A 23,745-nucleotide genomic window follows, 5' to 3' on the forward strand; every position below is an offset into this window, starting at 1 on the left:
TGCAAGTCCCCCTCAAATCGCCATAAAACGAGCGCTCGCGGTCATTGCACCTGCGCCCGGACCGGCAGAAAGGTTTAGCCAGAAGGCCGCAAAGCTCATAAAGCCGCGCGCAGCCCTGTGACGAACGAGAGGGGAGACCATGAAGGCAGTTATTTTGGCGGGTGGCCTGGGCACTCGCATCAGTGAAGAGTCGCACCTCAAGCCCAAACCGATGATCGAAATCGGTGGCAAGCCAATTCTCTGGCACATCATGAAACAGTATTCCGCACACGGAATTCATGACTTCGTGATTTGCCTTGGCTACAAGGGCTACGCGATCAAGGACTTCTTCGCCAACTACTTCCTGCACACCTCCGACGTGACGTTCGACATGCGTGAAAACCGCATGGACGTTCACCAGAACTACAGCGAGCCGTGGCGCGTGACGCTGATCGACACCGGCGAGGAAACCATGACCGGTGGCCGTCTGCGCCGCGCCGCACGCTATCTGGAAAACGAAAAAGCCTTCTGCTTCACCTATGGCGACGGTGTCTCGGACCTGAACATCAGCTCGTTGGTGGATTTCCACCTGACCCACGGCAAGTTGGCGACCGTCACCGCCGTACAGCCGCCGGGACGTTACGGCGCGCTGAACCGTGAAGGCGATCGCGTACTGGGGTTCACTGAAAAACCCCGTGGCGACGGTGGCTGGATCAATGGCGGATTCTTTGTGTTGTCGCCGAAAGTCCTGCCGCTGATCGAAGGCGACGAGACGTCGTGGGAGTCCGGTCCGCTGGATGGCCTGGCCGAGCGTGGCGAGCTGATGGCTTATCAGCACGACGGTTTCTGGCAACCGATGGATACCCTGCGCGACAAGAATCACCTCGAAGCGCTGTGGCAGACCGGGGAGGCCCCATGGAAGCAATGGGACTGAGTCCGGAATTCTGGCGCGGCAAACGGGTTCTGGTCACCGGTCACACCGGTTTCAAGGGCAGCTGGCTGACCTTGTGGCTGCAAAGCCTCGGCGCGCAAGTCAGCGGTTTTTCCCTCGACCCGTCGACCGAGCCGAGCCTGTTCGAACTGGCGCGGGTGCACGAAGGTATCAACGACCAGCGCGGCGACCTGCGTGACCTCGGCGCCTTGCTCGAGATCATCGCCGACACCGAGCCCGAGATCGTCCTCCACCTGGCGGCCCAGCCGCTGGTGCGCGAAGGTTATCGCGATCCGCTCGGCACGTATTCCAGCAACGTCATGGGCACCCTGAACCTGCTCGAAGCGATTCGTCAGGTCGGTTGTGTGCGGGCCTGTGTGCTGGTGACCACCGACAAGGTCTACGCCAACAAGGAATGGCTGTGGCCCTACCGCGAAGACGAAGCCCTCGGTGGGCACGACCCTTACAGCAGCAGCAAGGCCTGCTGCGAGTTGTTGGCGCAGTCTTATGCCGCGTCGTTCTTCCCGGCCGACAAGTACGCCGAACACGGTCTGGCCCTGGCCACCGCGCGAGCCGGCAACGTGCTGGGTGGCGGTGACTTCGCCCCAGAGCGCCTGATTCCCGACGTACTGAAAGCCTGGTCGGCCGACGAGCCGGTGACCCTGCGTTACCCGCAAGCCGTGCGCCCATGGCAACACGCGCTGGAGCCGCTGGCCGGCTACCTGCAACTGGCCGCCGGGCTCTACGAAGAGGGCCCGGAATACGCCGGGGCGTGGAACTTCGGCCCGGGCGAAACGGACATGTGCAGCGTCGGCGAAGTGGTCGAACTGCTCGCCAATCGCTGGCCACAGGCCCGTGGTCTGCGCATCGAGCCGAGCGAACTGCACGAAGCCGGTCTGCTGCGTCTGGACAGCAGCCGCGCCCGTCAGGTGCTTGGCTGGCAACCGCGCTGGTCGCTGCAGCAATGCCTGACCCAGACCCTCGACTGGCACCTGGCGTGGCAGAACGGCGACGACATGCGCACCGTCACTCTCGGGCAATTGAACCTGTACCGGGGCGCGCTGTGAGCGAGTTTTCCTTGAAACAGTTGCCGCTGGCCGGGTTGTTCAGCGTCCAGCACAAGCGCTTCGAAGATCAGCGCGGGCACTTCGCCCGGCTGTTCTGCGAGGGCAGCCTGAGTGCGTTCGGCGCCGAGTTTCACATCCGCCAGATCAACCACTCCTGCACTCGCGAAAAGGGCAGTGTGCGCGGTTTGCATTACCAGAACGCCAACGCGCCGGAAGCCAAGTTGATCACCTGCCTGCGCGGTGAAGTGTGGGACGTGGCGGTGGACCTGCGCCCGGACTCCGAAACCTTCCTGCACTGGCACGCCGAGCACCTGAAGGCCGGCGACGGTCGCAGCCTGTTGATTCCGGCCGGCTTCGCCCATGGTTTCCAGACCCTCACCGAGGATGCCGAGCTGCTTTACCTGCACAGCGCCGATTACGCGCCGGAGCACGAGGCCGGCCTGTCGGTGAACGATCCACGGCTGGCGATTGCCTGGCCGTTGCCTGTCAATAATTTGTCAGCGCGTGATTCCAGCCATCCCGCGCTCGATCAACACTTTGCTGGAGTGCGTCTATGAACTGCCGTGGGTGCGCCGCACCGCTGAGCCTGCCGCTGATCGACCTCGGCACCTCGCCACCGTCCAACGCCTACGTGCACGCCGATCGGTTGGAACAGGCCGAACAATGGGTGCCATTGAAGGTCGCCGTGTGCCAGCAATGCTGGCTGGTCCAGACCGAGGATTACACCAGCGCCGACAGCCTGTTCGATGCCGAGTACGCCTACTTCAGTTCGTTCTCCAGCACTTGGCTGGCCCACGCCGAGCGTTATGTGGCCGAGATGGTCGAGCGCTTTGGCCTGACGGCTGACAGCCGCGTGGTGGAAGTCGCCGCCAACGACGGTTACCTGCTGCAGTACGTAGCCGGTCGCGGTATCCAGTGCCTGGGCGTCGAGCCGACTCGCAGCACCGCGCAGGCAGCGCGGGAAAAAGGCCTGGAGATTCGTGAACTGTTCTTCGGTCGCGACACCGCCGCACAGCTGAAAAGCGAAGGCTGGGGCGCCGATCTGATGGCCGCCAACAACGTGCTGGCCCACGTGCCGGACATCAATGACTTCCTCGGTGGTTTCGCCGCGCTGCTCAAGCCCGCCGGCGTTGCCACGTTCGAATTCCCGCAACTGCTGACGCTGATGGCCGGCGCGCAGTTCGACACGCTGTACCACGAGCACTATTCCTACCTGTCCCTGACCGCCGTGCAAACGCTGTGCGAGCGCAACGGTCTGGAAGTGTTCGACGTCAGCCCGTTGACCACCCATGGCGGATCGCTGCGCGTGTTCGTGCAGCGCAAGGATGGCGAACGCCGTGCCGTGCAACCGGCGGTTCAGCAACAGTTGCAGGCCGAACTCGACGCTGGCGTGAAAACTGCCGGGTACTACGCGACGCTGGCGCCGGCCGCCGAAAACATCAAGCACCAGCTGCTGCGCTTCCTGTTGCAGGCCAAGGCCGAGGGCAAGCGTGTGGTCGGTTATGGCGCGGCAGCCAAGGGCAACACCTTGCTCAACTATGCCGGCGTGAGAGCGGATCTGCTGGCGTGGGTTGCCGATGCCAACCCGCACAAACAGGGCAAGTTCCTGCCGGGCAGCCGCATTCCGATCGTGGCACCCGAGCGCATTGCGCTGGAGCGGCCGGACTACATTCTGGTTCTGCCCTGGAACCTGTTGAGCGAAGTGACGCAACAACTGGCCGAAGCCAAAACATGGGGTGCACGCTTTGTCGTCGCCGTTCCGGAGTTGAGCATTCAATGAGCAGAATCCACTACACCAAACCGAGCGTCGGCGAACTCGAAGCGCAATATGCCCTGGATGCCGTGCAGAACGGCTGGGGCGCGCGTTGCTACGAATACCTGACCCGCTTCGAGCACGGCTTCGCCGAGCATCTGGGTGCGACCTATGCAATCGCCACCTCCAGTTGCACCGGGGCCTTGCACATGGGCATGGCGGCATTGGGTGTCGGCGCCGGCGATGAAGTGATCCTGGCCAATACCAACTGGATCGCTTCGGCAGCGCCGATCACTTACCTGGGGGCGACCCCGGTCTTTGTCGATGTGCTGGCCGATAGCTGGTGTCTGGATCCGCAACAGGTCAGAAACGCGATCAGCCCGCGCACCAAAGCCATTCTGGCAGTTCACCTCTACGGCAATCTTTGCGACATGGATGCCTTGCTGGCCATCGGCAAGGAGTTCGGCATTCCCGTGATCGAGGACGCGGCCGAAGCCATTGGTTCGCAATGGCGTGGCAAGGCGGCGGGTTCGCTCGGTGCCTTCGGCGCCTTTTCGTTCCACGGCACCAAGACCATGACCACCGGCGAAGGCGGCATGTTCGTCACCTCGGACAAGGCCTTGTACGAGCGCGTGCTGACCCTGTCCAACCATGGCCGGGTCGCGGGCAGCACCAAGCAGTTCTGGCCGGAATTCGTCGGCTTCAAATACAAGATGAGCAACCTGCAGGCGGCGGTCGGCTGCGCTCAGGTCGAGCGCATCGAAGAGTTGATCGAGCGCAAGCGGGCGATTTTCGCCAACTATGCGCAGGCGCTTGAAGGTGTGCCGGGCGTATCGCTCAATCCGGAACCGGCCCATGGGCGCAATGGTTACTGGATGCCGACCGTGGTGTTCGATGCCGACACCGGCATCCATCGCGATCAGTTGATTGCGGCTTTCCAGGCGGCGGATATCGACGCCCGGGTGTTTTTCTGGCCGCTGTCGTCGCTGCCGATGTTCAGCGAATACGTGGTCGACACCCCGCTGGCGTTCGCGTTGCCCGAGCGTGCCTTCAACCTGCCGAGTTATCACGAAATGACTGACGCCGATCAGCAGCGCGTGGTGCAAGTGGTGCTCGACTTGCTGGCCAGCAGGAAAGCACCGTGAAGATGTATCTGTTGGGCGCCGCCAACCCGGAAGCGGTGCGCATGCTGCAGGCCGTCAAGCGCAGCACGCCGAACATCGAGTTTGCGTTTCTCGACAACGATCCGCGCAAGCACGGCACGCTGTTTTATGGCGTGCCGGTGGTCGGCGGTTCGGAGCGGGTGGCCGAACTCAATGGGCCGGACGTGCGCTTCGTCAATCTGATCACCGGCAGTACCCGTTTACGCTACGAAACCACCTGCCAGTTGGTGGAGGCGGGTGCGCGACTGGGTCAGTTCATCCACCCCGGCATCGACCTGAGCATGATTCGCATGGGGCAGGGCAGTTACCTGCAGGAAGGCGTGTTGATGCAGGCCGAGGTCGAGCTCGGCGACAACACCAGCATCAGCGCCGGCAGTGTCGTGGGGCATGAGGGACGGATCGGCCACTCGGTGTTCATGGCGCCCGGCGTCTGTATCGCCGGCTGCGTGGAGATCGGTGACGGCACCTTCATCGGTACCAACGCCACGATCCTGCCGCGTCTGCGCATCGGTCGCTGGGTGACCATCGGCGCCGGTGCCGTGGTGACGAAAGATGTCCCGGATTTTTCGGTCGTGGTGGGCAATCCCGCCAGGATCATCAAGAACAACACGGTGCCTTACCCGGACGCCAAGGTGTTCAAGTAAGCCGTTTCCCGAATTTTTGGAGAGTTGCAATGAATCCACATGAGCAGTTTCGCGAAGAAGTAAAAGCCAACATCGAAGGCCTGCAGGAAGACAAGGCACTGCAAACCGAGTCCCTGGACTGGGTCGCCACCACTGCCAAGCACAAATACACCTACAACTTCAGCTGGATGGGCCGGCCGATCATTCAGTTCCCGCAGGACATGGTCGCCATGCAGGAAATCATCTGGAACCTGCGTCCGGACGTGATCGTTGAAACCGGTATTGCCCACGGCGGTTCGCTGGTGTTCTACGCCTCGATCCTGGAACTGATCGGCCACGGCGAAGTGCTGGGTGTCGACATCGATATCCGCCAGCACAACCGCGAAGCCATCGAAGCGCACCCGATGTTCAAGCGGATCAGCATGATCCAGGGTTCGAGCATCGACACCGCGATTGTCGACCAGGTGCGTGAACGCGTGCAGGGCAAGAAAGTGCTGGTGGTGCTGGACTCCAACCACACCCACGAGCACGTCCTCGAAGAGCTGCGCCTGTACGCACCGATGGTTTCGGTGGGCAGCTACTGCGTGGTCATGGACACCGTGGTCGAAGACATGCCGGAAGACGCGTTCCCGGATCGTCCGTGGGGCAAGGGTGACAACCCGAAAACCGCCGTGTGGGCGTACCTGGAAGAGAACCGTGATTTCGAAATCGATCAGGCCATACACAGCAAGTTGCTGATCACAGTCGCGCCGGATGGTTATCTGCGCCGCGTACGTTAATCGACAAACAACGTAGAGTTTTCGGCGACTCGCCGCTTGTGGGGAATATATGCAAGGCAAGAACAGTTCTGGACACGGTTTGGCACTCAACGAACAGTTGACCGTTGTGCTGATATCTCACGAACGCCCGGCGTTTCTGCGCAGGGCCGTGCGTTTCTACAGCACCCTGCCGTGCAGGATTCTGGTGCTGGACTCGTCCGCCGAGGCATTGCCGGGTGTGGCCGGGCAATTTGCCAACGTGGATTATCAGCACCTGCCGCAGTTCGGCTATTGGGGCATTCGCGCCAAACTGGCCTACGGTATCGAGCAGTTGCAGACCCCTTACATGGTGTTCGCCGCCGACGATGACTTCCTGGTGCACGATGCCTTGCACGAAGCCGTTGCCTTCATGGACGCCAACCCCGATTACAGCATGTGCCACGGCTACAGCATGATGTACCTGGCACTGGCCAACGGCGTCAGCTACTACCGTCGTGACAAGAAAGTCTGCGAGGACTACTCGGCCGATCTGGCCCAGGATCGCCTGGTGGATTACATGTACCAGTACCTGCCACCGTTCTACGCGGTGCAGCGCTCCGACATCATGCGCGACTGGTACAAGGCGATGCCCGAAGACACGATCTTCCAGTGGCAGGAAGTCGGTCACACGTACTACATGCTGGCGCGGGGCAAGGCACGGATTCTGCCGATCCCTTACGTTGTGCGTGAAATCAACTATCAGCACTCCGACCACAGCACCGAGATTTTCCACTCGCTGGCGTACACCGACGCCAAGTCCGTCGCCGAGCGCGAGGCCTTTGCCGAGTTTCTGGCCGGCCTGCCGACGCAAGTCCGGCATGAAAGCCCGGAGCAAGGCAAAGCCTTTGTCCTGAAGAGTTTCGAGGCGCTGGCCGACAGCCTGCGCACCGGTCGCGCACTGACCGCCGAGCTGATTCTGGAATCGGCATGGACCAATATCGAGGCCGGCCCGCAGCGCCGCTTCGGCCCGAAACAGTACGTCGAAATGCCGTTCTACAATCAGGCGTTTTTCGATCAACTGACCCACTTCGAGTTTCTGTTGCACGCCATGCCGGCCGGGCGCATTCAGTTGCAAGGGCTGGAGGGCATCTGGGCCCGTCAGGAGAACCTGATGCTGGCCCGCAACAACGACACGCCGGAAAGCGTGGTGGACCGTTTGTGGCAAGCCCACGACAGCAACGTGTTCAACCGCACCGTGATCAAACGTCTGGTGGCGCAGTTGCAACTGCTGGGTGAAGACGAGGACGCCGAAAAACTGCGTGAGTGGAATGCGCGTCTGGAAGCGGCATCGCTGGAAGGCAATCAGGCGACATTCAGCAAAATGCGCACTGGCCGGTTGCTCAAATGGCTCGATGCGCGTCAGCCCGATGACGAACAGGCCGGGGCGATTGCCCGCGACCTGGCAGCCAATGGCGGTGGTCCGCAGTTCGGTATTTTCCTGCTCGACCTGGATAACGACATCGACAAGTTGCAGGTCACCCTGGACAGCTTGCTCGAAGGTCGCAGCAAGGCGTTCAAAGTGGTGGTGTTCACCACGGGCGAACCGCCGGCGGCGACCACCGCGCAGAACACCCTGCACTTTGTGCGGGTCTCGTCCGGCAACTTCGTCGACAAGCTGAACCAGAGCGTTCGTCAGTCGCCGTGCGACTGGCTGCTGCTGGCCGAAGCGGGCGACGAGTTCACCGCTGGCGGTCTGCTGCGCGCCGGTCTGGAACTGGCGTCGGCCGAAGGTTGCCGCGCGGTGGCCACCGATGAAATCCAGCGCAACGCCGAAGGCGCCCTGGTGGATGTGTTCCGTCCGGGCTTCAACCTCGACCTGCTGCAAAGCCTGCCGGCGCTGATGGCGCGGCACTGGCTGATCCGTCGCGAGGTGCTGATCGAGGCGGGCGGTTATCAGGCGGACTTCAGCAAGGCGCTGGAATTCGATCTGCTGCTGCGCATCATCGAACAGGGTGGCCTGGGCGGTCTGGCGCACCTCGACGAGCCGCTGCTGATCACTCGCAGTTCGGTCCTGGAAGAAAACGCCGACGAGCGTCAGGCCCTGCTGCGTCACCTGGGCAATCGTGGCTACAAGGCCAAGATCACCTCGAAGGAACCGGGCACCTATCAGATCGATTATCGCCATGCCGAACAGCCACTGGTGTCGATCATCCTGCCGGCCAGCGATGATCTGCCGGCCCTGCAACGCTGCCTGGACGGTGTGCTGCTGAGAACCCGCTACACCCGCTATGAAGTGTTGCTCGCAGCCCGACCGAATCAGTCGGCGGCCGTCAACGACTGGCTGGGCACCTTGAACCACGCCAAGGTCCGCGTTCTGCACGCCGATCAGCCGCTTGGCGATGCGGCCCTGTGCAACGCTGCCAGCCAAGAGGCGCAGGGTGAATACCTGGTGCTGATGGCGGCCGACAGTGAGGTGGTCAACCCGAACTGGATCGAGTCGCTGCTCAACCATGCCCAGCGTCCTGAAGTCGGTATCGTCGGGCCGAAACTGGTCGATCGCGACGGGAAAATTTCCCAGGCCGGTCTGATTCTCGGCAAGGAAGGCACCGTCGGTTCGGCCTTCATTGGCGAGAAGCACGACGCCGAAGGTTACATGCACCGTCTGCAGGTTGATCAGAACTACTCGGCCGTATCGGGCGTGTGCCTGATGGTGAACAAAGAGTTGTTCGACGCCCTGGGCGGCCTGGACACCGAAAGCTTCGGCGACGGTTTCAGCGATGTCGACCTGTGCCTCAAGGCCGGTCAGGCCGGTTACCTCACCGTGTGGACGCCGCTGGTCCAGGTGCTTCATGGCGGGCAGTTGCCACAAGCGCCACAGGCGCTGGAAGCACTGGCTGAGAAATGGTCCTCCGTCTTCGCTCAGGACCCGGTCGGCAACCCGAACCTGATCCTGAACGGCAAAGACTTTGCTCTGAACGAGCGTGCTGCGGTGAACTGGGCGCAGTGGCTCGGCTGACGCCTTGAGGCACAGGAAACAGGACTCTAGACATGTTCAACGGTAAATCGATTTTCATCTCCGGTGGCACCGGCTCGTTCGGGCGCAAGTTCATTGCGCGCCTGCTCGAGCAATACCAGCCCAAGCGGGTGGTGGTGTTCTCCCGGGATGAGCTCAAACAGTACGAGATGCAGCAGACGTTCAACGCGCCGTGCATGCGTTACTTCCTCGGTGACGTGCGCGACGCCGAGCGTCTGCGCCAGGCCATGCGCGGCATCGATTACGTGGTGCACGCCGCGGCGTTGAAACAGGTGCCGGCGGCGGAATACAACCCGACCGAGTGCATCCGCACCAACGTCAATGGCGCGGAGAACATCATCGCCGCCGCCATCGACAACGGCGTGAAGAAAGTCGTGGCGCTGTCCACCGACAAGGCGGCGAGCCCGATCAACCTGTACGGCGCCACCAAGTTGCTGTCGGACAAATTGTTCGTCGCCGCCAACAACATTGCCGGTGAGCAACAGACGCGTTTTGCCGTGGTTCGCTACGGCAACGTAGCGGGCTCGCGCGGGTCAGTGGTGCCGTTTTTCAGCAAGCTGATTGCCGATGGCGCGACAGAGCTGCCGATCACCGACGAGCGCATGACCCGTTTCTGGATCACCCTCGATCACGGCGTACAGTTCGTCCTCGACAGCTTTGCGCGGATGCACGGCGGTGAAGTGTTCGTGCCGAAGATCCCGTCGATCCGTGTGGTCGATCTGGCTCGCGGCATGGCCGAGCATCTGCCGCACAAGAACGTCGGCATCCGTCCGGGCGAGAAGCTGCACGAACTGATGGTGCCGTTGGACGATGCGCGGATGACCCTGGAGTTCGCCGATCACTACACCATCCAGCCGTCGATTCGTTTCACCAGCGTCGACGTGGATTTCGCCGAGGACAAACTCGGCGAGCGTGGCGTGCCGGTCGGTGAAGATTTCGAATACCGCTCCGACACCAACCCGCATTTCCTCTCGGTGGGGCAGATCGCCGACCTGCACGCGAAGCTGTCGGTATGATTCCCTACGGTCGGCAAAGCCTCGACCAGACGGACATCGACGCGGTCGTCGAGGTGTTGCAGTCCGACTGGTTGACCCAGGGGCCGACCATCGAGCGCTTCGAACAGGCAATGGCCGAGCGTTGCCAGGCCGATTTCGCGGTCGCGGTGTGTAACGCCACGGCAGCGCTGCACATTGCCTGCCTGGCGGCGGGGCTGGGAGCGGGCGACCGCTTGTGGACCACGCCGAATACCTTTCTGGCGTCGGCCAACTGCGGCCGTTACTGCGGCGCCGACGTTGACTTCGTGGACATCGATCCGCTGACCTGGAACCTCGATGCCGAGGTGTTGGCCGGCAAACTCGAAGCCGCCGAGCGCGACGGCAGCTTGCCCAAAGTGCTGGTGGCGGTGGCGTTTTCCGGGCAGAGCTGCGACATGCGGCGAATCGCCGAACTGGCCGAACGCTACAACTTCACCGTGATCGAAGACGCTTCTCACGCCGTCGGCGCAAGCTACGCCGGGCGCCCGGTGGGTTGCGGTGAATTCGCGGCGATGACCGTGTTCAGTTTCCATCCGGTGAAGATCATCACCAGCGGCGAAGGCGGCATGGTGCTGACCAATCGCCCGGAACTGGCCGAGCGTCTGCAACGCCTGCGCAGCCACGGCATGACCCGCGATCCACAGCAGATGACCGAGCCCAGTCACGGGCCGTGGTATTACCAACAGGTCGAGCTGGGTTTCAATTATCGGATCACCGATCTGCAGGCTGCGCTGGGCCTGTCACAGCTGAGCAAGCTGGACGAATTCATCGCCCGTCGTCGGGAACTGGCCGCGCGTTACGAGCGCTTGCTGGCGTATTTGCCGGTCACCGTGCCGAGCATCCAGCCGGACGCCGAATCGGCCTGGCACCTGTATGTGGTGCGCTTGCAGACCAATCGCATCAACCTCAGCCACCGTCAGGTGTTCGAAGGCTTGCGCGCGGCCGGCATCGGCGTGAACCTGCACTACATTCCGGTGCATCTGCAGCCGTACTATCGTGAACTGGGTTTTGCCGAGGGAGACTTTCCCGAGGCCGAGCGTTATTACGCCGAAGCGATCAGCCTGCCGCTGTTTCCGTTGTTGAGCAATCAGCAGCAGGATTACGTGGTCGAGCAATTGCGTCGGTTGACTGAATAAATGCCGCTGCGGCGGTGGATGGAAAACGGCAATGCGTGATCTGAGCGAGCAGGAACAATTCTGGCAGGGCGAGTTCGGCAACCAGTACGTCGACCGCAATGTCGGGCAACCGCTGGTGGCGGCCAATCTGGCGCTGTTCGCCAAAGCGCTGAGCCGGGCCGGACGGATCGACAGCCTGCTGGAACTGGGCACCAACGCCGGCAACAACTTGCAGGCGCTGCGTCAGCTGTTGCCGCGCTGTGAATTATTCGGTGTCGAGATCAATGCCAGTGCCTGTGCCCAGGCGCGTGCGCTGGAGATTGCGAACATCTGGCACGGCTCGCTGTTCGATTTCCCCCGCGAGCGCCGCTACGACCTGACGCTCAGCAAAGGCGTGCTGATTCATCTGGCCCCGGAGCTGTTGCCGACCGCCTATGCGCAGTTGTACGAGTTGAGCCAGCGCTACATCCTGATCGCCGAGTACTACAATCCGTCGCCGGTGGAAGTATCCTATCGCGGCAACAGCGGCAAGTTGTTCAAGCGCGATTTCGCCGGGGAAATGCTCGATCGCTATCCCGATCTGCAACTGCTGGATTACGGCTTTGGTTATCACCGTGATCCGCAATTCCCGCTGGACGACGTCACCTGGTTCCTGCTGGAAAAACGCCCTTGAGCAACGTCGCAATCATCCCGGCCCGCGGCGGAAGCAAACGCATTCCGCGCAAGAACCTCAAACCGTTCGACGGTGTGCCGATGATTGCCCGTTCGATTCGCACAGCGCTGGATTCGGGGTTGTTCGACCAGGTGGTGGTCAGCACCGATGACGAAGAGATCGCCGAACTGGCGCAGGCTCATGGTGCGCAGGTGCCGTTCTTGCGTCCGGCGGAGCTGGCCGATGATTTCACCGGCACGGCTGCGGTGATCGTGCATGCCTTGCAGCAACTGCCGCACTTTGACTTCGCCTGCTGCGTGTACGCCACGGCGCCGTTGTTGCAGGCGCGGTTCCTGCGCCAGGGGCTTGAGTTACTGGAGCAGCATCCCGACAAGTCCTTTGCTTTTTCGGTCACTGATTTCGGTTTTCCGGTGCAGCGTGCCTTGACCCTCGACGGGCAGGGCGCGCTGACGGCGTTGTACCCCGAGTTTCGCAATACCCGTTCGCAGGATCTGCCGGCCGCCTTTCAAGATGCCGGCCAGTTCTACTGGGGGCGCAGCGAGGCCTGGCTGCGTGGCGAGATTCTGTATTCGCCAGCCAGCCTGCCGGTGATCCTGCCCCGGCATCTGGTGCAGGACATCGACACCGCTGAAGACTGGAAGCGCGCCGAATACCTCTACGCCGCACTCAAGGCCGGCGGAGAGCTGCAATGAGAGTACTGATCCGCGCCGACGCCTCGCCCACCATCGGTAGCGGCCATATCGCCCGTTGCCTGACGCTGGCACGGGTGTTGCGCGCCCAGGGCAGTCACGTCGCGTTTGCCTGTCGTCGCTTGCCGGGCCATCGGCTCGATGCGTTGCAGGGCGAAGGCTTCGAGACGTTCGCCTTGCCGGATCGATATACCGACGAGGACCCGGAACAGGCCATCGAGTCGATGCTGCCATGGCGGGCGGATATCGATGCACTGGCGACGCAGTTGGAAGGTCAGGCCGAATTCGACTGGGTCATTGCCGACCACTACGGCCTCGATCATCACTGGCAGACCGCGGCCCGTCGCTTCGCACCACGGATCGCCGCCGTCGACGATCTGGCGACCCGCCGTTACAGCGTGGATCTGCTGCTCAATCAGAACCTCTCCGGTCTCAGCGAAAACTATCAGCCACTGCTGCCGGCAGGTTGCCGAACGCTGCTTGGTCCGCGCTTTGCCATGTTGCGCGAAGAGTTCAGCGGCCCGGTCATCGAGATCAAACCCGTGGCGCGACGGGTGCTGGTGAACTTCGGCGGCTTCGACGCTGCCCGCCAGACCCACCACGCGATGCTGGCGCTGGCGGATTTTTCCGGGCTTGAAGTGGACTTCGTCGCCGGTGCCGACAACCCGGCATGGGCGCAGATGCAGGCACTGGCCGCAAGCCGGCCGAACTGGCGCCTGCACAGTTTCGTCAGCGATTTTCATCGGCGCATGACCGAAGCCGACCTGTTTATCGGCGCTGGCGGTGGCACCAGTTGGGAGCGCGCGGCCATGGGCTTGCCGACGATCTGCATCGCGGTGTCGAACAACCAGCAGGCCAACGGCGAGGTGATGGCCGCGGCCGGGGCGCATGTGTTCATGGGCGCGCGGGAGCAGGTCAGCGTCGAACAACTGCGTGATGCCGTCGGTTTTGTCGTGGGCAACTTTTATCTGCGCCAGAGCCTGGCCGAGCGTTCGCGGCAACTGGTCGACGGGCGCGGCGCGCTGCGGGTTGCGGCGGCACTGGCCGGCGCGGTGCTCACGCTGCGGGGCGCGACGCTGGACGATGCGCAGGTGTTGTTCGACGGACGCAACGCCGACGCTGTGCAGCGCTGGTCGGTGAAGAGTGGCGCGATCGAGTGGTCGCAGCATCTGAACTGGTTGAGCGCCAGTCTGCGCAATCCTCAACGGCTGTTGTTGATCGCCGAGGCCGATGACGGCCCGGTCGGTGTGTTGCGGTACGATCTGCGCGGCTTTGAAGCCGAGGTTTCGCTGTATCTGCTGGAGGGGCGTTTCGGTCTCGGCTGGGGCAGGGCGCTACTGACGCGGGGCGAGGCGATCGTCACGGCGCACTGGCCGCAATTGACCGCAATCAGCGCACAGGTGTTGCCGGCCAATCGGGCCTCATTGAATGTATTTCGTGACGCCGGGTTCACCCAAAGTGCCTGCGCGTTCACCAAGGATTTGAAGGAACACCGTTCATGAACAGTTTCAAGATTGGCGATCGCCTGATCGGTGCCGACGCACCGCCGTTCATCATTGCCGAAATGAGCGGCAACCATAACCAGTCGCTGGACGTCGCCTTGCAGATTGTCGAGGCGGCGGCCAAGGCCGGGGCCCATGCCTTGAAGCTGCAAACCTACACCGCTGAAACCATGACGCTGGATCTGGCGGAAGGCGAATTCTTCATCAAGGATCCGAACAGTCTGTGGGCCGGCACGTCCCTTTACGACCTGTACGAAAAGGCCCACACGCCCTGGGAATGGCACGCACCGATCTTTGCCCGGGCCAAAGAACTGGGCATGCTGGCGTTTTCGACGCCGTTCGATGACAGCGCCGTGGATTTTCTTGAAAGCCTCGACGTGCCGGCCTACAAGATCGCCAGTTTCGAAAACACGGATCTGCCACTGATTCGCCGTGTGGCGGCGACTGGCAAGCCGCTGATCATTTCCACCGGCATGGCCAGCATCGCCGAGCTCGACGAAACCGTACGCGCTGCCCGTGAAGCCGGGTGCAAGGATCTGGTGCTGCTCAAGTGCACCAGCACCTACCCGGCGACACCGCTCAACAGCAATGTGCGCACGATCCCGCATCTGCGTGAGTTGTTCGGTTGTCAGGTGGGGCTGTCCGATCATTCGATGGGCGTTGGTGTGTCGGTGGCGGCTGTGGCACTCGGTGCGACGGTGGTTGAAAAGCACTTCACCCTCGACCGCGCGGCGGGCGGGGTGGACGCCAGTTTCTCGCTGGAGCCTGCGGAAATGGCCGCTCTGGTGCTGGAAACCGAGCGCGCCTGGCAGGCCATGGGCCAGGTGCATTACGGCGTGACCGAGGCTGAGAAAAAGTCTCTGGTCTACCGTCGGTCGCTGTACGTCACGGCCGACATGGCGGCCGGTGAACCCTTCACGGCGGCCAACGTGCGCGCCATTCGTCCTGGTCTCGGTCTGCCGCCCAAGCACACCGACGCCGTCCTCGGCCGCCGCGCGCGCGCGCCGATCAAGCGCGGCACGCCGCTGGACTGGTCACTGGTCGAATAACCCGATCTGCACCGATTCGGCAAAATAGCGTGACCTGCGAGTCATAACGCGCATCTTCACTGTATTGTATTGACCGGGGAGATGGCGCCTGGCCCGTTATCGGTTGCAGTGATAGCCCTTTGCGCTCCCCGTGGCTGCCCGTTGTGGCGGCCGTTTTCTGTTTGTCGGCGCCCCTCGAAATCCTTGCGAGCGGTGGTATTGGGCTGTTTATTATTGGGAAGCCGTAATGATTGGCATAAAAAGCATTGCGAGCTACGTTCCTGTAGCCGGCGTGGACAATTACGCACAAGGTGCAAAATTCGAGAAGGATGAAGAATTCATCCTCGGCAAGATCGGTTCGGCCTTCCTCCCACGTAAAGACGCGGAACAGGAAACCTCCGATCTGTGCGTTGAAGCGGCCAATGCGCTGTTTGCCAACAACCCTGAACTGAAACGTGAATCCATCGATGCACTGATCGTCGTCACCCAGAACGGTGACGAAGAAGGCTTGCCGCACACCGCTGCGATCGTCCAGGACAAGCTCGGCCTGCCGACCAACGTCGCCGCGTTCGATATTTCCCTGGGTTGCTCCGGTTACGTCTATGGCATCTACGCGATCAAGGGCTTCATGGAAGCCGCCGGTCTGAAGAACGGTCTGCTGATCACCGCCGACCCGTATTCGAAGATCGTCGACCCGGAAGACCGCAACACCACCATGCTGTTCGGTGATGCCGCTACCGCGACGTGGATGGGCGAAAATCCGGCCTGGGCGCTGGGCAAGGCCAAGTTCGGCACCGACGGTTCCGGTGCGCCGCACCTGAAAGTCACCGATGGCGTGTTCTTCATGAACGGTCGTCAGGTGTTCAACTTTGCGCTGCTGAAAGTCCCGGCGCACTTGCATGAGTTGCTCGACGATTCCGGCCTCAAGGCCGATGACATCGATGCATTCTGCATTCACCAGGGCAGTGCGGCGATTGTCGATGCCGTGGCACGACGCTTCGAAGGCGAGCCGGAGAAGTTCATCAAGGACATGGTCGAGACCGGTAACACCGTGTCGTCCAGCGTTCCGCTGCTGCTGGAAAAACACGTGCTGGATTCCGACTGGCAGCGCATTGCGATCAGTGGTTTCGGCGTCGGTCTGTCGTGGGGTTCGGCGATTATCTATCGTCCTTGAAGCGGCGAAAAACGACGGATACAAAAATAGCGTTCAAGGGTTAACCTTGAACGCTATTTTTTTGCCTGAATGGAGCGTGAGGCACCATGAGCGAATTCTTCCAAGCCAACGCTGAAGTCATCGAGCGACGCTGGCCGGCACTGTTCGCACGGTTGATGAACGAAGACAGTTCGGCGATCGAAGCCGAGCTGACGCAGGGGCTCGGTTCGACGCTGAGCATCGGCGGGATTCAGCTCACCAGTCGCCATGACCGCCTCCACGAAGCCCGGATCCAGGCCGCCAGCCTGCCGGCGGACAAGCCGCAATTGCACGTCTACGGCACCGGTCTCGGGGATTTGCCGGCGGTACTGCTGGAGCGCGCCGGGCTCGAGCGGCTGTATGTTCACATTCTCAATGGCGCGCTGTTCGCCCTGGTGTTGCAACTGATCGATCAGCGGCAGTGGCTGGAAGAGGCGCGGGTAGAGCTTCTGTACGCCGGTGACCTGACGGACATCTGCACGCCGTTTTTTGCCTTGCCGACTGAAATGCTGCTGGCCGATGACTTCAACGCGAAGATTCGTGATCGGCTGGTCAGTGAGGTGCACCTGAGTTTCAACAATCGTGAGTTCGATCCGCATTCGCCCGTCATTCTGCAGCGTTTGCAGGACTGCCTGCCGGTGCTGCTGGCTGACGATGATGTGGCGCAATTGTTCGGTACTTGTGCCGGCCGGGAAGTCTACGTGATCGGCACCGGGCCGACGCTTGAGCAGCATTTCGAGCGACTCGCAGCGATCCGTGAGCGCGACGAACGCCCGCTGTTCATTTGCGTGGATACCGCTTACCGACCGCTGCGCGAGCACGGGATCGTGCCCGACTATGTGGTGAGCATCGATCAACGCATCAGCTTTCGGCATTTGCCTTTCGAAGAATCCGACGGCATCCCGCTCGTATATCTGCCCATGAGCGACCCTGAGGTATTGAGGGCCTGGAAGGGCAAGCGCTACGGCGGCTATTCGCTCAGCCCGGTCTATGCGGCGTTGCGAGAGCAACATCCACGGGCGCTGCTGCATGTGGGCGGCAGCGTGATTCATCCGGCGGTGGATCTGGCGGTGAAGATGGGGGCGGCGCGGATCACCCTGTTCGGTGCCGACTTCGCGTTTCCGATGAACAAGACCCATGCCGGCTGGCGTGATGGTGATCTGGGGCCGTCGGTGAACCAGGCACGGCACTGGGTGCGTGACGGCTTCGGCGAGCGCGTCAGTACGCAGCTCAATTTCCGCGGCTATCTGTGTGTGCTGGAGCGTTACATCGCCAGCCAGCCCCAAGTCGAGTTCTTCAACAGTAGTCGCGCAGGTGCGTTGATCGCCGGGACGCGCTTCAACCAGGAGTTCGTGCAATGAGTGCGCTGCAAGGCTGTGTCGACGAATGCCGGCGGTGTGCCGGCCTGTTTCGCCTGGGGCGTGATGTCGAAGCGGCGCTGGACATGGTCGATGTATTCGAGGGGGCGCAGCAGTTGCTGGTATCCGCCTCGCCGGATATCCAGCAGTCGTGGGCGCACCTGCTCACACAAATGCTCGATTGCCAGGAGCGTCAGGACTGGCTCGGGCTTGCCGACTTCATGGAGTACGAGTTGATCCGGTTGCTGGAAAGTTCTGCGGCTTGAGGAAAGCCGACAGCGCTGGCCCGCAGGTTTGCGCGGCGGACGGTTTTATGGCGTCATTTTTTCGCAGGTAAAGTGCTGCTAAGTCTTTGTTTTCAGGGGGGTGGCAGGGTGATGGCAAAAATTTTCAAAAAAGCCCTCAAGCAACCTGCAAACCCGACGATAACTATTACGAAGGTTCTCTAGGCCATACCCGGCGGTTGCCAGGGCCGGAAGCCGCAGTACCCAACCAACGAGGAATTCGTCATGGCTTTAACAGTAAACACTAACACCACGTCGTTGAACGTTCAGAAGAACCTGAACCGCGCCTCCGACGCTCTGTCGACTTCGATGCAGCGCCTGTCTTCCGGCCTGAAAATCAACAGCGCTAAAGACGACGCTGCTGGCCTGCAAATCGCTACCCGTATGTCCTCGCAGATCCGTGGTAACACTCAGGCGATCCAGAACGCCAACGACGGTATCTCCGTTGCTCAGACCGCTGAAGGCGCTCTGCAAGCTTCGACCGACATCCTGCAGCGTATGCGTGAACTGGCTGTTAAAGCTCGTAACGGTACCAACGGCACTGCTGACCAGACCGCAACCAACGCTGAATTCGCTCAGATGTCTGACGAAATCACCCGTATCTCGGCTGCTACCAACCTGAACGGCAAAAACCTGCTGGACGGTTCGGCTGGTACTGTGACCCTGCAAGTTGGCGCCAACACTGGCTCCGCCAACCACATCGACCTGGTACTGAGCGGCAAGTTCGACGCCGTCAGCCTGTCGGTAGGTAGCGGTACTGTTGTTCTGACCGGTGCTACTTCGGCTGCCGCCGCTTCGAACATCGACAACGCGATCACCGCGATCGACGCTGCAATTGCGAACATCAACGCCACTCGCGCCGCTCTGGGTGCTTCGCAAAACCGTCTGACCAGCACCATCCAGAACTTGCAGAACATCACCGAGAACACCACTGCTGCACAAGGTCGCGTACAAGATACCGACTTCGCCGCAGAGACTGCTAACCTGACCAAGCAGCAAACCCTGCAACAGGCTTCGACCTCTGTTCTGGCTCAAGCCAACCAACTGCCTTCCGCTGTACTGAAGCTGCTTCAGTAATTTCGGAATGAGTTTTGGCGGGGGAGTGCGCTTGTCGTGCTCTCTCGCTTTTTCACGTTAGGAGGTGATGAGCATGGACATGAGCGTAAAGCTTAACGTGACTTATCCGGCTCCCAAGCCAGCCAATACTGTCACTGACAAGCCCTCGGAAGCGAAGCCGCAGGCTGCTGACGCCGTTACTGCCGTGAAAGACAGTCAGGAAACGGATGAAAGCAAATTGAAGCTGGCGGTGCAGGAGATCGAAAAGTTCGTACAGTCGATCAAGCGCAATCTGGAATTCTCGATTGACGAGCATTCCGGGAAAGTCATCGTCAAGGTGATTGCAAGCGAGACGGGCGAGGTCGTACGACAGATCCCCTCCGCAGAAGCGCTGAAGCTGGCAGACAGCCTCGCCAACGCGAGTCACGTGTTGTTCGACGCCAAAGTCTGATAGCTGGCATGAATAGTGTTTGAAGTTCTTTAGGCGCCGACAAGGGTCAAAAGACTGGCAACAACCCCAAGGGAGATGCACATGGCAAGTCCAATTTTACCGGGTACGGGCCTGGGCTCCGGCCTGGACATTGGTGCGATCGTTACTGCGCTGGTCAATGCCGACAAGTCGCCGAAGCAGACGCAGATCGATGCCACGACCAAAACCAACACGCTGAAGATCTCCGGTATCGGTACGCTGAAGAGTGCGCTGACGACATTCCAGACGGCGATGGCCAACCTGGGCAGCAAGACCAACCCTGCGTTTTCCGGTTACACCGCCACGTCGGCAACTCCGACTGTTCTGGGCGTGACTTCGGATAACACCGCAGTATCGGGTACATACAGCGTAGTTGTGCAGAAACTGGCCACAGGCTCGAAAGTAGCCAGTGCATCCTTTGCCGGTGGTGCTGCCAGTGCCATTCCGAGTGGTACCCTGAAAATCAGTCAGAATGGCACTGATTACAATGTCGCGATCCCGGCGAACGCGACTTTGCAGAGCACTCGCGATGCAATCAACTCGGCTCAGGCTGTCAATGGTATTTCCGCGAACATCGTGACCGACAGCTCCGGATCTTCGCGTCTGGTGATCAGTTCGAGCAAGACGGGTGCGGGTTCTGATCTGACAGTCAGCGGTATTGCCGGTCTTGAGATCGATGGTACCCAGCCGATGGGGGCGACCCCGGCACCAGGTGCCTCTGGTTCGGTCAATGGCCTGGCACAGGATGCGCAGCTGACCATCGACGGTCTTCAGGTAAGCAGCAAGAGCAACACGGTCACTGGCGCCATCAGCGGTTTGACGATGAACCTGCTGACTGTTCCTGCTACGCCCGGAACACCGGTTACGGTGACCGTTGATGCCAACACCAAGGGTTTGCAGACGTCCGTTCAGGCTTTCGTCGATGCCTACAACACCCTGAAGAGCACCATCGATACGCTGTCCAAGGCAACGCCGGACGAAAATGGCAAGCTGACCGTTCAGGCGGCGTTCACCGGTGATTCCCTGCCGCGTTCGCTGATTGCCGACATTCGTGCGCAGTTGACCGCTCCGAGCGCCACGGCCGGTACCTCGATGGCCTATCTGTCGCAGATGGGAGTCATGACCGACAAGCTCACCGGTAACCTGACGTTCGATACCGTTGCGTTCAACAAGGTCATGTCCACGCCAGGCATGACCGGCAAGGTCCAGGACATGTTCACCGGCACCAACGACACCAATGGTCTGTTGACGCGCATGAGCAAGGCGGTGGATCCGTATCTCAAGCCATCGGCTGATGGCAAGACCACTACGGGTCTGCTTGATCAGCGCATGACGATCCTGAACAACAACACCAGGAACCTTACCAACCAGCAACTGGCGCTGGACCTGCGGGTCGCCAACCTGACCAAGACGTTGACTGCCAAGTACAACGCCATGGACTTGCTGGTAGGGCAGATGAAGGCCACGGCGAGCAACATTACTTCGTTCTTCAGCTCGCTGAACGCTCAGCAATCTGCGAAGTAACATGCAAGCGCGACAAAAACCCGGCTACGCTTTCGAGCGTGTGCCGGGTTTTTGTCTTATGGTCTAAAGTTTTTCGACTCGCAGGCGATACACTGTTCATACGAGTCATTGTGGCAAATGAGGTAGAACATGAATCCGATGTTAGCCCTTCGGCAATACCAGAAAGTTGGCGCCCACGCTCAGACGTCCGAAGCGAGCCCTCACCGACTGGTGCAAATGCTGATGGAAGGCGGCCTGGACCGCATCGCTCAGGCCAAGGGTGCGATCGAGCGCAAGGATATTCCAGCCAAGTGCACGTCGATCAGCAAGGCGATCGGGATCGTCAGTGGTCTGCGTGAGGGTCTGGACCTGGAAAAGTCCGCGGACACGCTGGCTGATCTGGACGGCCTTTATATCTACATGATGAAGCGTCTTGCCGAGGCGAACATCAGCAGCGACCCGCGTATTCTGGACGAGGTCGCCGGCTTGCTGAGCACGGTAAAAGAAGGCTGGGACGCGATCGCTCCTGCGCCCGCTCCTCAGTTCTAAGGAGATCACCATGAGTCTTGTATTGCAGCGAATCGAAGAAACCCGAGAGGCGTTGGTCGGTGCCCTGGCCGAGCGCAACTGGGAGGCCATCGGTCAATTGGATCTCGATTGCCGTTCCTGCATGGAAGATGTCTTGAGTGAAGCTTCGCTGGATGAAGTGGCACTGCGTGACAATCTTGAGGAGTTGCTGCATGTCTACAAGCAGCTTCTTGAGGTCGCCATGGGTGAGCGTCAGGCGATAGTCGACGAGATGTCGCAGATCACCCAAGCGCAGAGCGCGGCAAAGGTTTACCATCTGTTTGGTTAATTAACCCTCAGTTAATCCAGACATGTGCGCCATAAATTTGACTGTGCACGGTTTTTTGACTTAACTAGTGGCTGTTTTCAGATTTCAGGCGTCTACAGGCACAAGGTGTCCTGCAAGCGTCTCGCTTGCCCCTCGTTTCGGGCATTGAGTTGACTAGGGAAGTTGCTATTGCATGTGGCGTGAAACCAAAATTCTGCTGATCGATGACGATAGCGTCCGCCGCCGCGACCTGGCGGTGATTTTAAATTTTCTTGGCGAAGAAAATTTACCCTGCGGAAGCCATGACTGGCAGCAGGCAGTCGGCTCTTTGTCGTCTAGTCGTGAGGTCATTTGCGTACTGATCGGGACGGTCAATGCTCCTGGTGCGCTCTTGGGCCTGTTAAAGACACTCTCAACCTGGGATGAGTTCCTTCCGGTTTTGCTGATGGGCGATAATTCTTCGGTGGACTTGCCCGAAGACCAACGCCGCCGGGTGCTTTCGACCCTCGAAATGCCGCCGAGCTACAGCAAACTGCTGGACTCCCTGCACCGTGCCCAGGTCTATCGCGAAATGTACGATCAGGCCCGTGAGCGCGGCCGTCATCGCGAACCCAACCTGTTCCGCAGTCTCGTCGGCACCAGCCGGGCGATCCAGCATGTGCGCCAGATGATGCAGCAGGTGGCCGACACCGACGCCAGCGTGCTGATCCTTGGTGAGTCCGGCACCGGCAAGGAAGTGGTTGCGCGCAACCTGCATTACCATTCCAAGCGTCGTGACGCGCCGTTCGTGCCCGTCAACTGCGGGGCGATCCCGGCAGAGCTGCTGGAAAGCGAGCTGTTCGGCCACGAGAAGGGCGCCTTCACCGGCGCAATCACCAGTCGCGCCGGCCGCTTCGAACTGGCCAATGGCGGTACGCTGTTCCTCGATGAAATCGGCGACATGCCGCTGCCGATGCAGGTCAAGCTGCTGCGCGTGCTGCAGGAACGCACCTTCGAGCGCGTGGGCAGCAACAAGACCCAGAGCGTCGACGTACGCATCATCGCCGCGACCCACAAGAATCTCGAAAGCATGATCGAGATCGGCACCTTCCGCGAAGACCTCTACTATCGCCTGAACGTGTTCCCGATCGAGATGGCGCCGCTGCGTGAGCGCGTCGAAGACATTCCGCTGTTGATGAACGAACTGATTTCGCGGATGGAGCACGAGAAGCGTGGTTCGATCCGTTTCAACTCCGCCGCCATCATGTCCCTGTGCCGTCATGGCTGGCCGGGCAACGTTCGCGAGCTGGCCAACCTGGTGGAGCGCATGGCGATCATGCATCCGTACGGGGTGATCGGTGTGGTCGAACTGCCGAAGAAATTCCGCTACGTCGACGACGAAGACGAGCAAATGGTCGACAGCCTGCGCAGCGATCTGGAAGAGCGCGTGGCAATCAACGGCCACACGCCGGACTTCACCGCCAACGCCATGCTACCGCCGGAAGGTCTTGATCTGAAGGACTACCTCGGTGGTCTGGAGCAGGGCTTGATCCAGCAGGCGCTGGACGATGCCAACGGCATTGTGGCGCGCGCGGCCGAACGCCTGCGTATTCGCCGCACCACGCTGGTGGAGAAGATGCGCAAGTACGGCATGAGCCGACGTGAAGGTGATGAACAGGCGGATGATTGACGCCTGTTTTTCAACTGCTTCATTTATAAGCAGTTTTTTTTAGGCACGGGT

23 protein-coding genes are annotated in these 23,745 nt (G+C 60.8%); all 23 read left to right on the top strand.

The window, feature by feature from the left end; all coding sequences use genetic code 11:
• Positions 1 to 139 precede the first annotated feature (139 nt).
• The 23 genes from rfbF (at position 140) to AC3WRD_RS09430 (ending at position 23,694) form a co-directional block, all read left to right on the top strand.
• Positions 140 to 913 (top strand): glucose-1-phosphate cytidylyltransferase, encoded by a 774-nt coding sequence (gene rfbF / locus AC3WRD_RS09320; RefSeq protein WP_096822205.1) that lies wholly within the window; start codon positions 140 to 142, stop codon positions 911 to 913.
• Positions 895 to 1,977, top strand: a complete 1,083-nt coding sequence (gene rfbG / locus AC3WRD_RS09325; RefSeq protein WP_096822204.1) for a CDP-glucose 4,6-dehydratase — start codon at positions 895 to 897, stop codon at positions 1,975 to 1,977. Before rfbF ends, rfbG begins: the two co-directional genes overlap by 19 nt.
• A complete protein-coding gene (gene rfbC, locus AC3WRD_RS09330; RefSeq protein WP_096822203.1) occupies positions 1,974 to 2,534 on the top strand; it encodes a dTDP-4-dehydrorhamnose 3,5-epimerase in 561 nt (186 codons plus the stop codon). The genes rfbG and rfbC overlap by 4 nt, the downstream gene beginning before the upstream one ends.
• A complete protein-coding gene (locus AC3WRD_RS09335; protein WP_102620327.1) occupies positions 2,531 to 3,757 on the top strand; it encodes a class I SAM-dependent methyltransferase in 1,227 nt (408 codons plus the stop codon). The genes rfbC and AC3WRD_RS09335 overlap by 4 nt, the downstream gene beginning before the upstream one ends.
• Entirely contained in the window at positions 3,754 to 4,875 is a 1,122-nt protein-coding gene (locus AC3WRD_RS09340; RefSeq protein WP_096822201.1) for a DegT/DnrJ/EryC1/StrS family aminotransferase, read from the top strand. The genes AC3WRD_RS09335 and AC3WRD_RS09340 overlap by 4 nt, the downstream gene beginning before the upstream one ends.
• The gene (locus AC3WRD_RS09345) at positions 4,872 to 5,537 is read left to right on the top strand and encodes an acetyltransferase (RefSeq protein ID WP_096822200.1); all 666 of its coding nucleotides are present in this window, start codon (positions 4,872 to 4,874) and stop codon (positions 5,535 to 5,537) included. Before AC3WRD_RS09340 ends, AC3WRD_RS09345 begins: the two co-directional genes overlap by 4 nt.
• A gap of 29 nt (positions 5,538 to 5,566) precedes the next feature.
• Positions 5,567 to 6,295 carry a cephalosporin hydroxylase family protein gene (locus tag AC3WRD_RS09350; protein ID WP_102620328.1) on the top strand — a complete coding sequence of 243 codons (729 nt, stop codon included), beginning with the start codon at positions 5,567 to 5,569 and terminating at the stop codon, positions 6,293 to 6,295.
• A 49-nt stretch (positions 6,296 to 6,344) separates the two neighbouring features.
• A complete protein-coding gene (locus AC3WRD_RS09355; protein WP_102620329.1) occupies positions 6,345 to 9,269 on the top strand; it encodes a glycosyltransferase family 2 protein in 2,925 nt (974 codons plus the stop codon).
• Between the two features lie 32 nt (positions 9,270 to 9,301).
• A complete protein-coding gene (gene pseB / locus AC3WRD_RS09360) occupies positions 9,302 to 10,303 on the top strand; it encodes a UDP-N-acetylglucosamine 4,6-dehydratase (inverting) (protein ID WP_096822197.1) in 1,002 nt (333 codons plus the stop codon).
• Positions 10,300 to 11,457, top strand: coding sequence for a UDP-4-amino-4,6-dideoxy-N-acetyl-beta-L-altrosamine transaminase (gene pseC / locus AC3WRD_RS09365; protein ID WP_102620330.1), 1,158 nt, complete (start codon positions 10,300 to 10,302; stop codon positions 11,455 to 11,457). The genes pseB and pseC overlap by 4 nt, the downstream gene beginning before the upstream one ends.
• 31 nt (positions 11,458 to 11,488) lie before the next feature.
• On the top strand, positions 11,489 to 12,109 hold the full coding sequence (locus AC3WRD_RS09370; protein WP_102620331.1) for a pseudaminic acid biosynthesis-associated methylase: 621 nt from the start codon (positions 11,489 to 11,491) through the stop codon (positions 12,107 to 12,109).
• Entirely contained in the window at positions 12,106 to 12,801 is a 696-nt protein-coding gene (pseF, locus tag AC3WRD_RS09375; RefSeq protein WP_102620332.1) for a pseudaminic acid cytidylyltransferase, read from the top strand. Before AC3WRD_RS09370 ends, pseF begins: the two co-directional genes overlap by 4 nt.
• The gene (gene pseG / locus AC3WRD_RS09380) at positions 12,798 to 14,300 is read left to right on the top strand and encodes a UDP-2,4-diacetamido-2,4,6-trideoxy-beta-L-altropyranose hydrolase (RefSeq protein ID WP_102620333.1); all 1,503 of its coding nucleotides are present in this window, start codon (positions 12,798 to 12,800) and stop codon (positions 14,298 to 14,300) included. The genes pseF and pseG overlap by 4 nt, the downstream gene beginning before the upstream one ends.
• Positions 14,297 to 15,349, top strand: a complete 1,053-nt coding sequence (pseI, locus tag AC3WRD_RS09385; RefSeq protein WP_096822192.1) for a pseudaminic acid synthase — start codon at positions 14,297 to 14,299, stop codon at positions 15,347 to 15,349. The genes pseG and pseI overlap by 4 nt, the downstream gene beginning before the upstream one ends.
• 226 nt (positions 15,350 to 15,575) lie before the next feature.
• Complete coding sequence (locus AC3WRD_RS09390; RefSeq protein WP_096822191.1) at positions 15,576 to 16,502, top strand: ketoacyl-ACP synthase III; 927 nt, start codon at positions 15,576 to 15,578, stop codon at positions 16,500 to 16,502.
• A gap of 86 nt (positions 16,503 to 16,588) precedes the next feature.
• Entirely contained in the window at positions 16,589 to 17,881 is a 1,293-nt protein-coding gene (locus tag AC3WRD_RS09395; RefSeq protein ID WP_102620334.1) for a motility associated factor glycosyltransferase family protein, read from the top strand.
• On the top strand, positions 17,878 to 18,144 hold the full coding sequence (locus AC3WRD_RS09400; protein WP_096822189.1) for a hypothetical protein: 267 nt from the start codon (positions 17,878 to 17,880) through the stop codon (positions 18,142 to 18,144). The genes AC3WRD_RS09395 and AC3WRD_RS09400 overlap by 4 nt, the downstream gene beginning before the upstream one ends.
• Before the next feature lie 243 nt (positions 18,145 to 18,387).
• Positions 18,388 to 19,239 carry a flagellin domain-containing protein gene (locus AC3WRD_RS09405; protein ID WP_064594348.1) on the top strand — a complete coding sequence of 284 codons (852 nt, stop codon included), beginning with the start codon at positions 18,388 to 18,390 and terminating at the stop codon, positions 19,237 to 19,239.
• A 73-nt stretch (positions 19,240 to 19,312) separates the two neighbouring features.
• Complete coding sequence (locus tag AC3WRD_RS09410; RefSeq protein ID WP_096822188.1) at positions 19,313 to 19,669, top strand: flagellar protein FlaG; 357 nt, start codon at positions 19,313 to 19,315, stop codon at positions 19,667 to 19,669.
• Positions 19,670 to 19,750: 81 nt separating this feature from the next.
• Entirely contained in the window at positions 19,751 to 21,211 is a 1,461-nt protein-coding gene (gene fliD, locus AC3WRD_RS09415; RefSeq protein WP_102620335.1) for a flagellar filament capping protein FliD, read from the top strand.
• A gap of 129 nt (positions 21,212 to 21,340) precedes the next feature.
• The gene (gene fliS, locus AC3WRD_RS09420) at positions 21,341 to 21,739 is read left to right on the top strand and encodes a flagellar export chaperone FliS (RefSeq protein WP_102620336.1); all 399 of its coding nucleotides are present in this window, start codon (positions 21,341 to 21,343) and stop codon (positions 21,737 to 21,739) included.
• A 10-nt stretch (positions 21,740 to 21,749) separates the two neighbouring features.
• Positions 21,750 to 22,046, top strand: coding sequence for a flagellar protein FliT (gene fliT, locus AC3WRD_RS09425; protein WP_096822185.1), 297 nt, complete (start codon positions 21,750 to 21,752; stop codon positions 22,044 to 22,046).
• A 172-nt stretch (positions 22,047 to 22,218) separates the two neighbouring features.
• Positions 22,219 to 23,694 (top strand): sigma-54 dependent transcriptional regulator, encoded by a 1,476-nt coding sequence (locus AC3WRD_RS09430; RefSeq protein ID WP_003222863.1) that lies wholly within the window; start codon positions 22,219 to 22,221, stop codon positions 23,692 to 23,694.
• Positions 23,695 to 23,745: the final 51 nt, after the last annotated feature.

The sequence above is a fragment of the Pseudomonas sp. FW215-R2 genome (assembly GCF_058789255.1).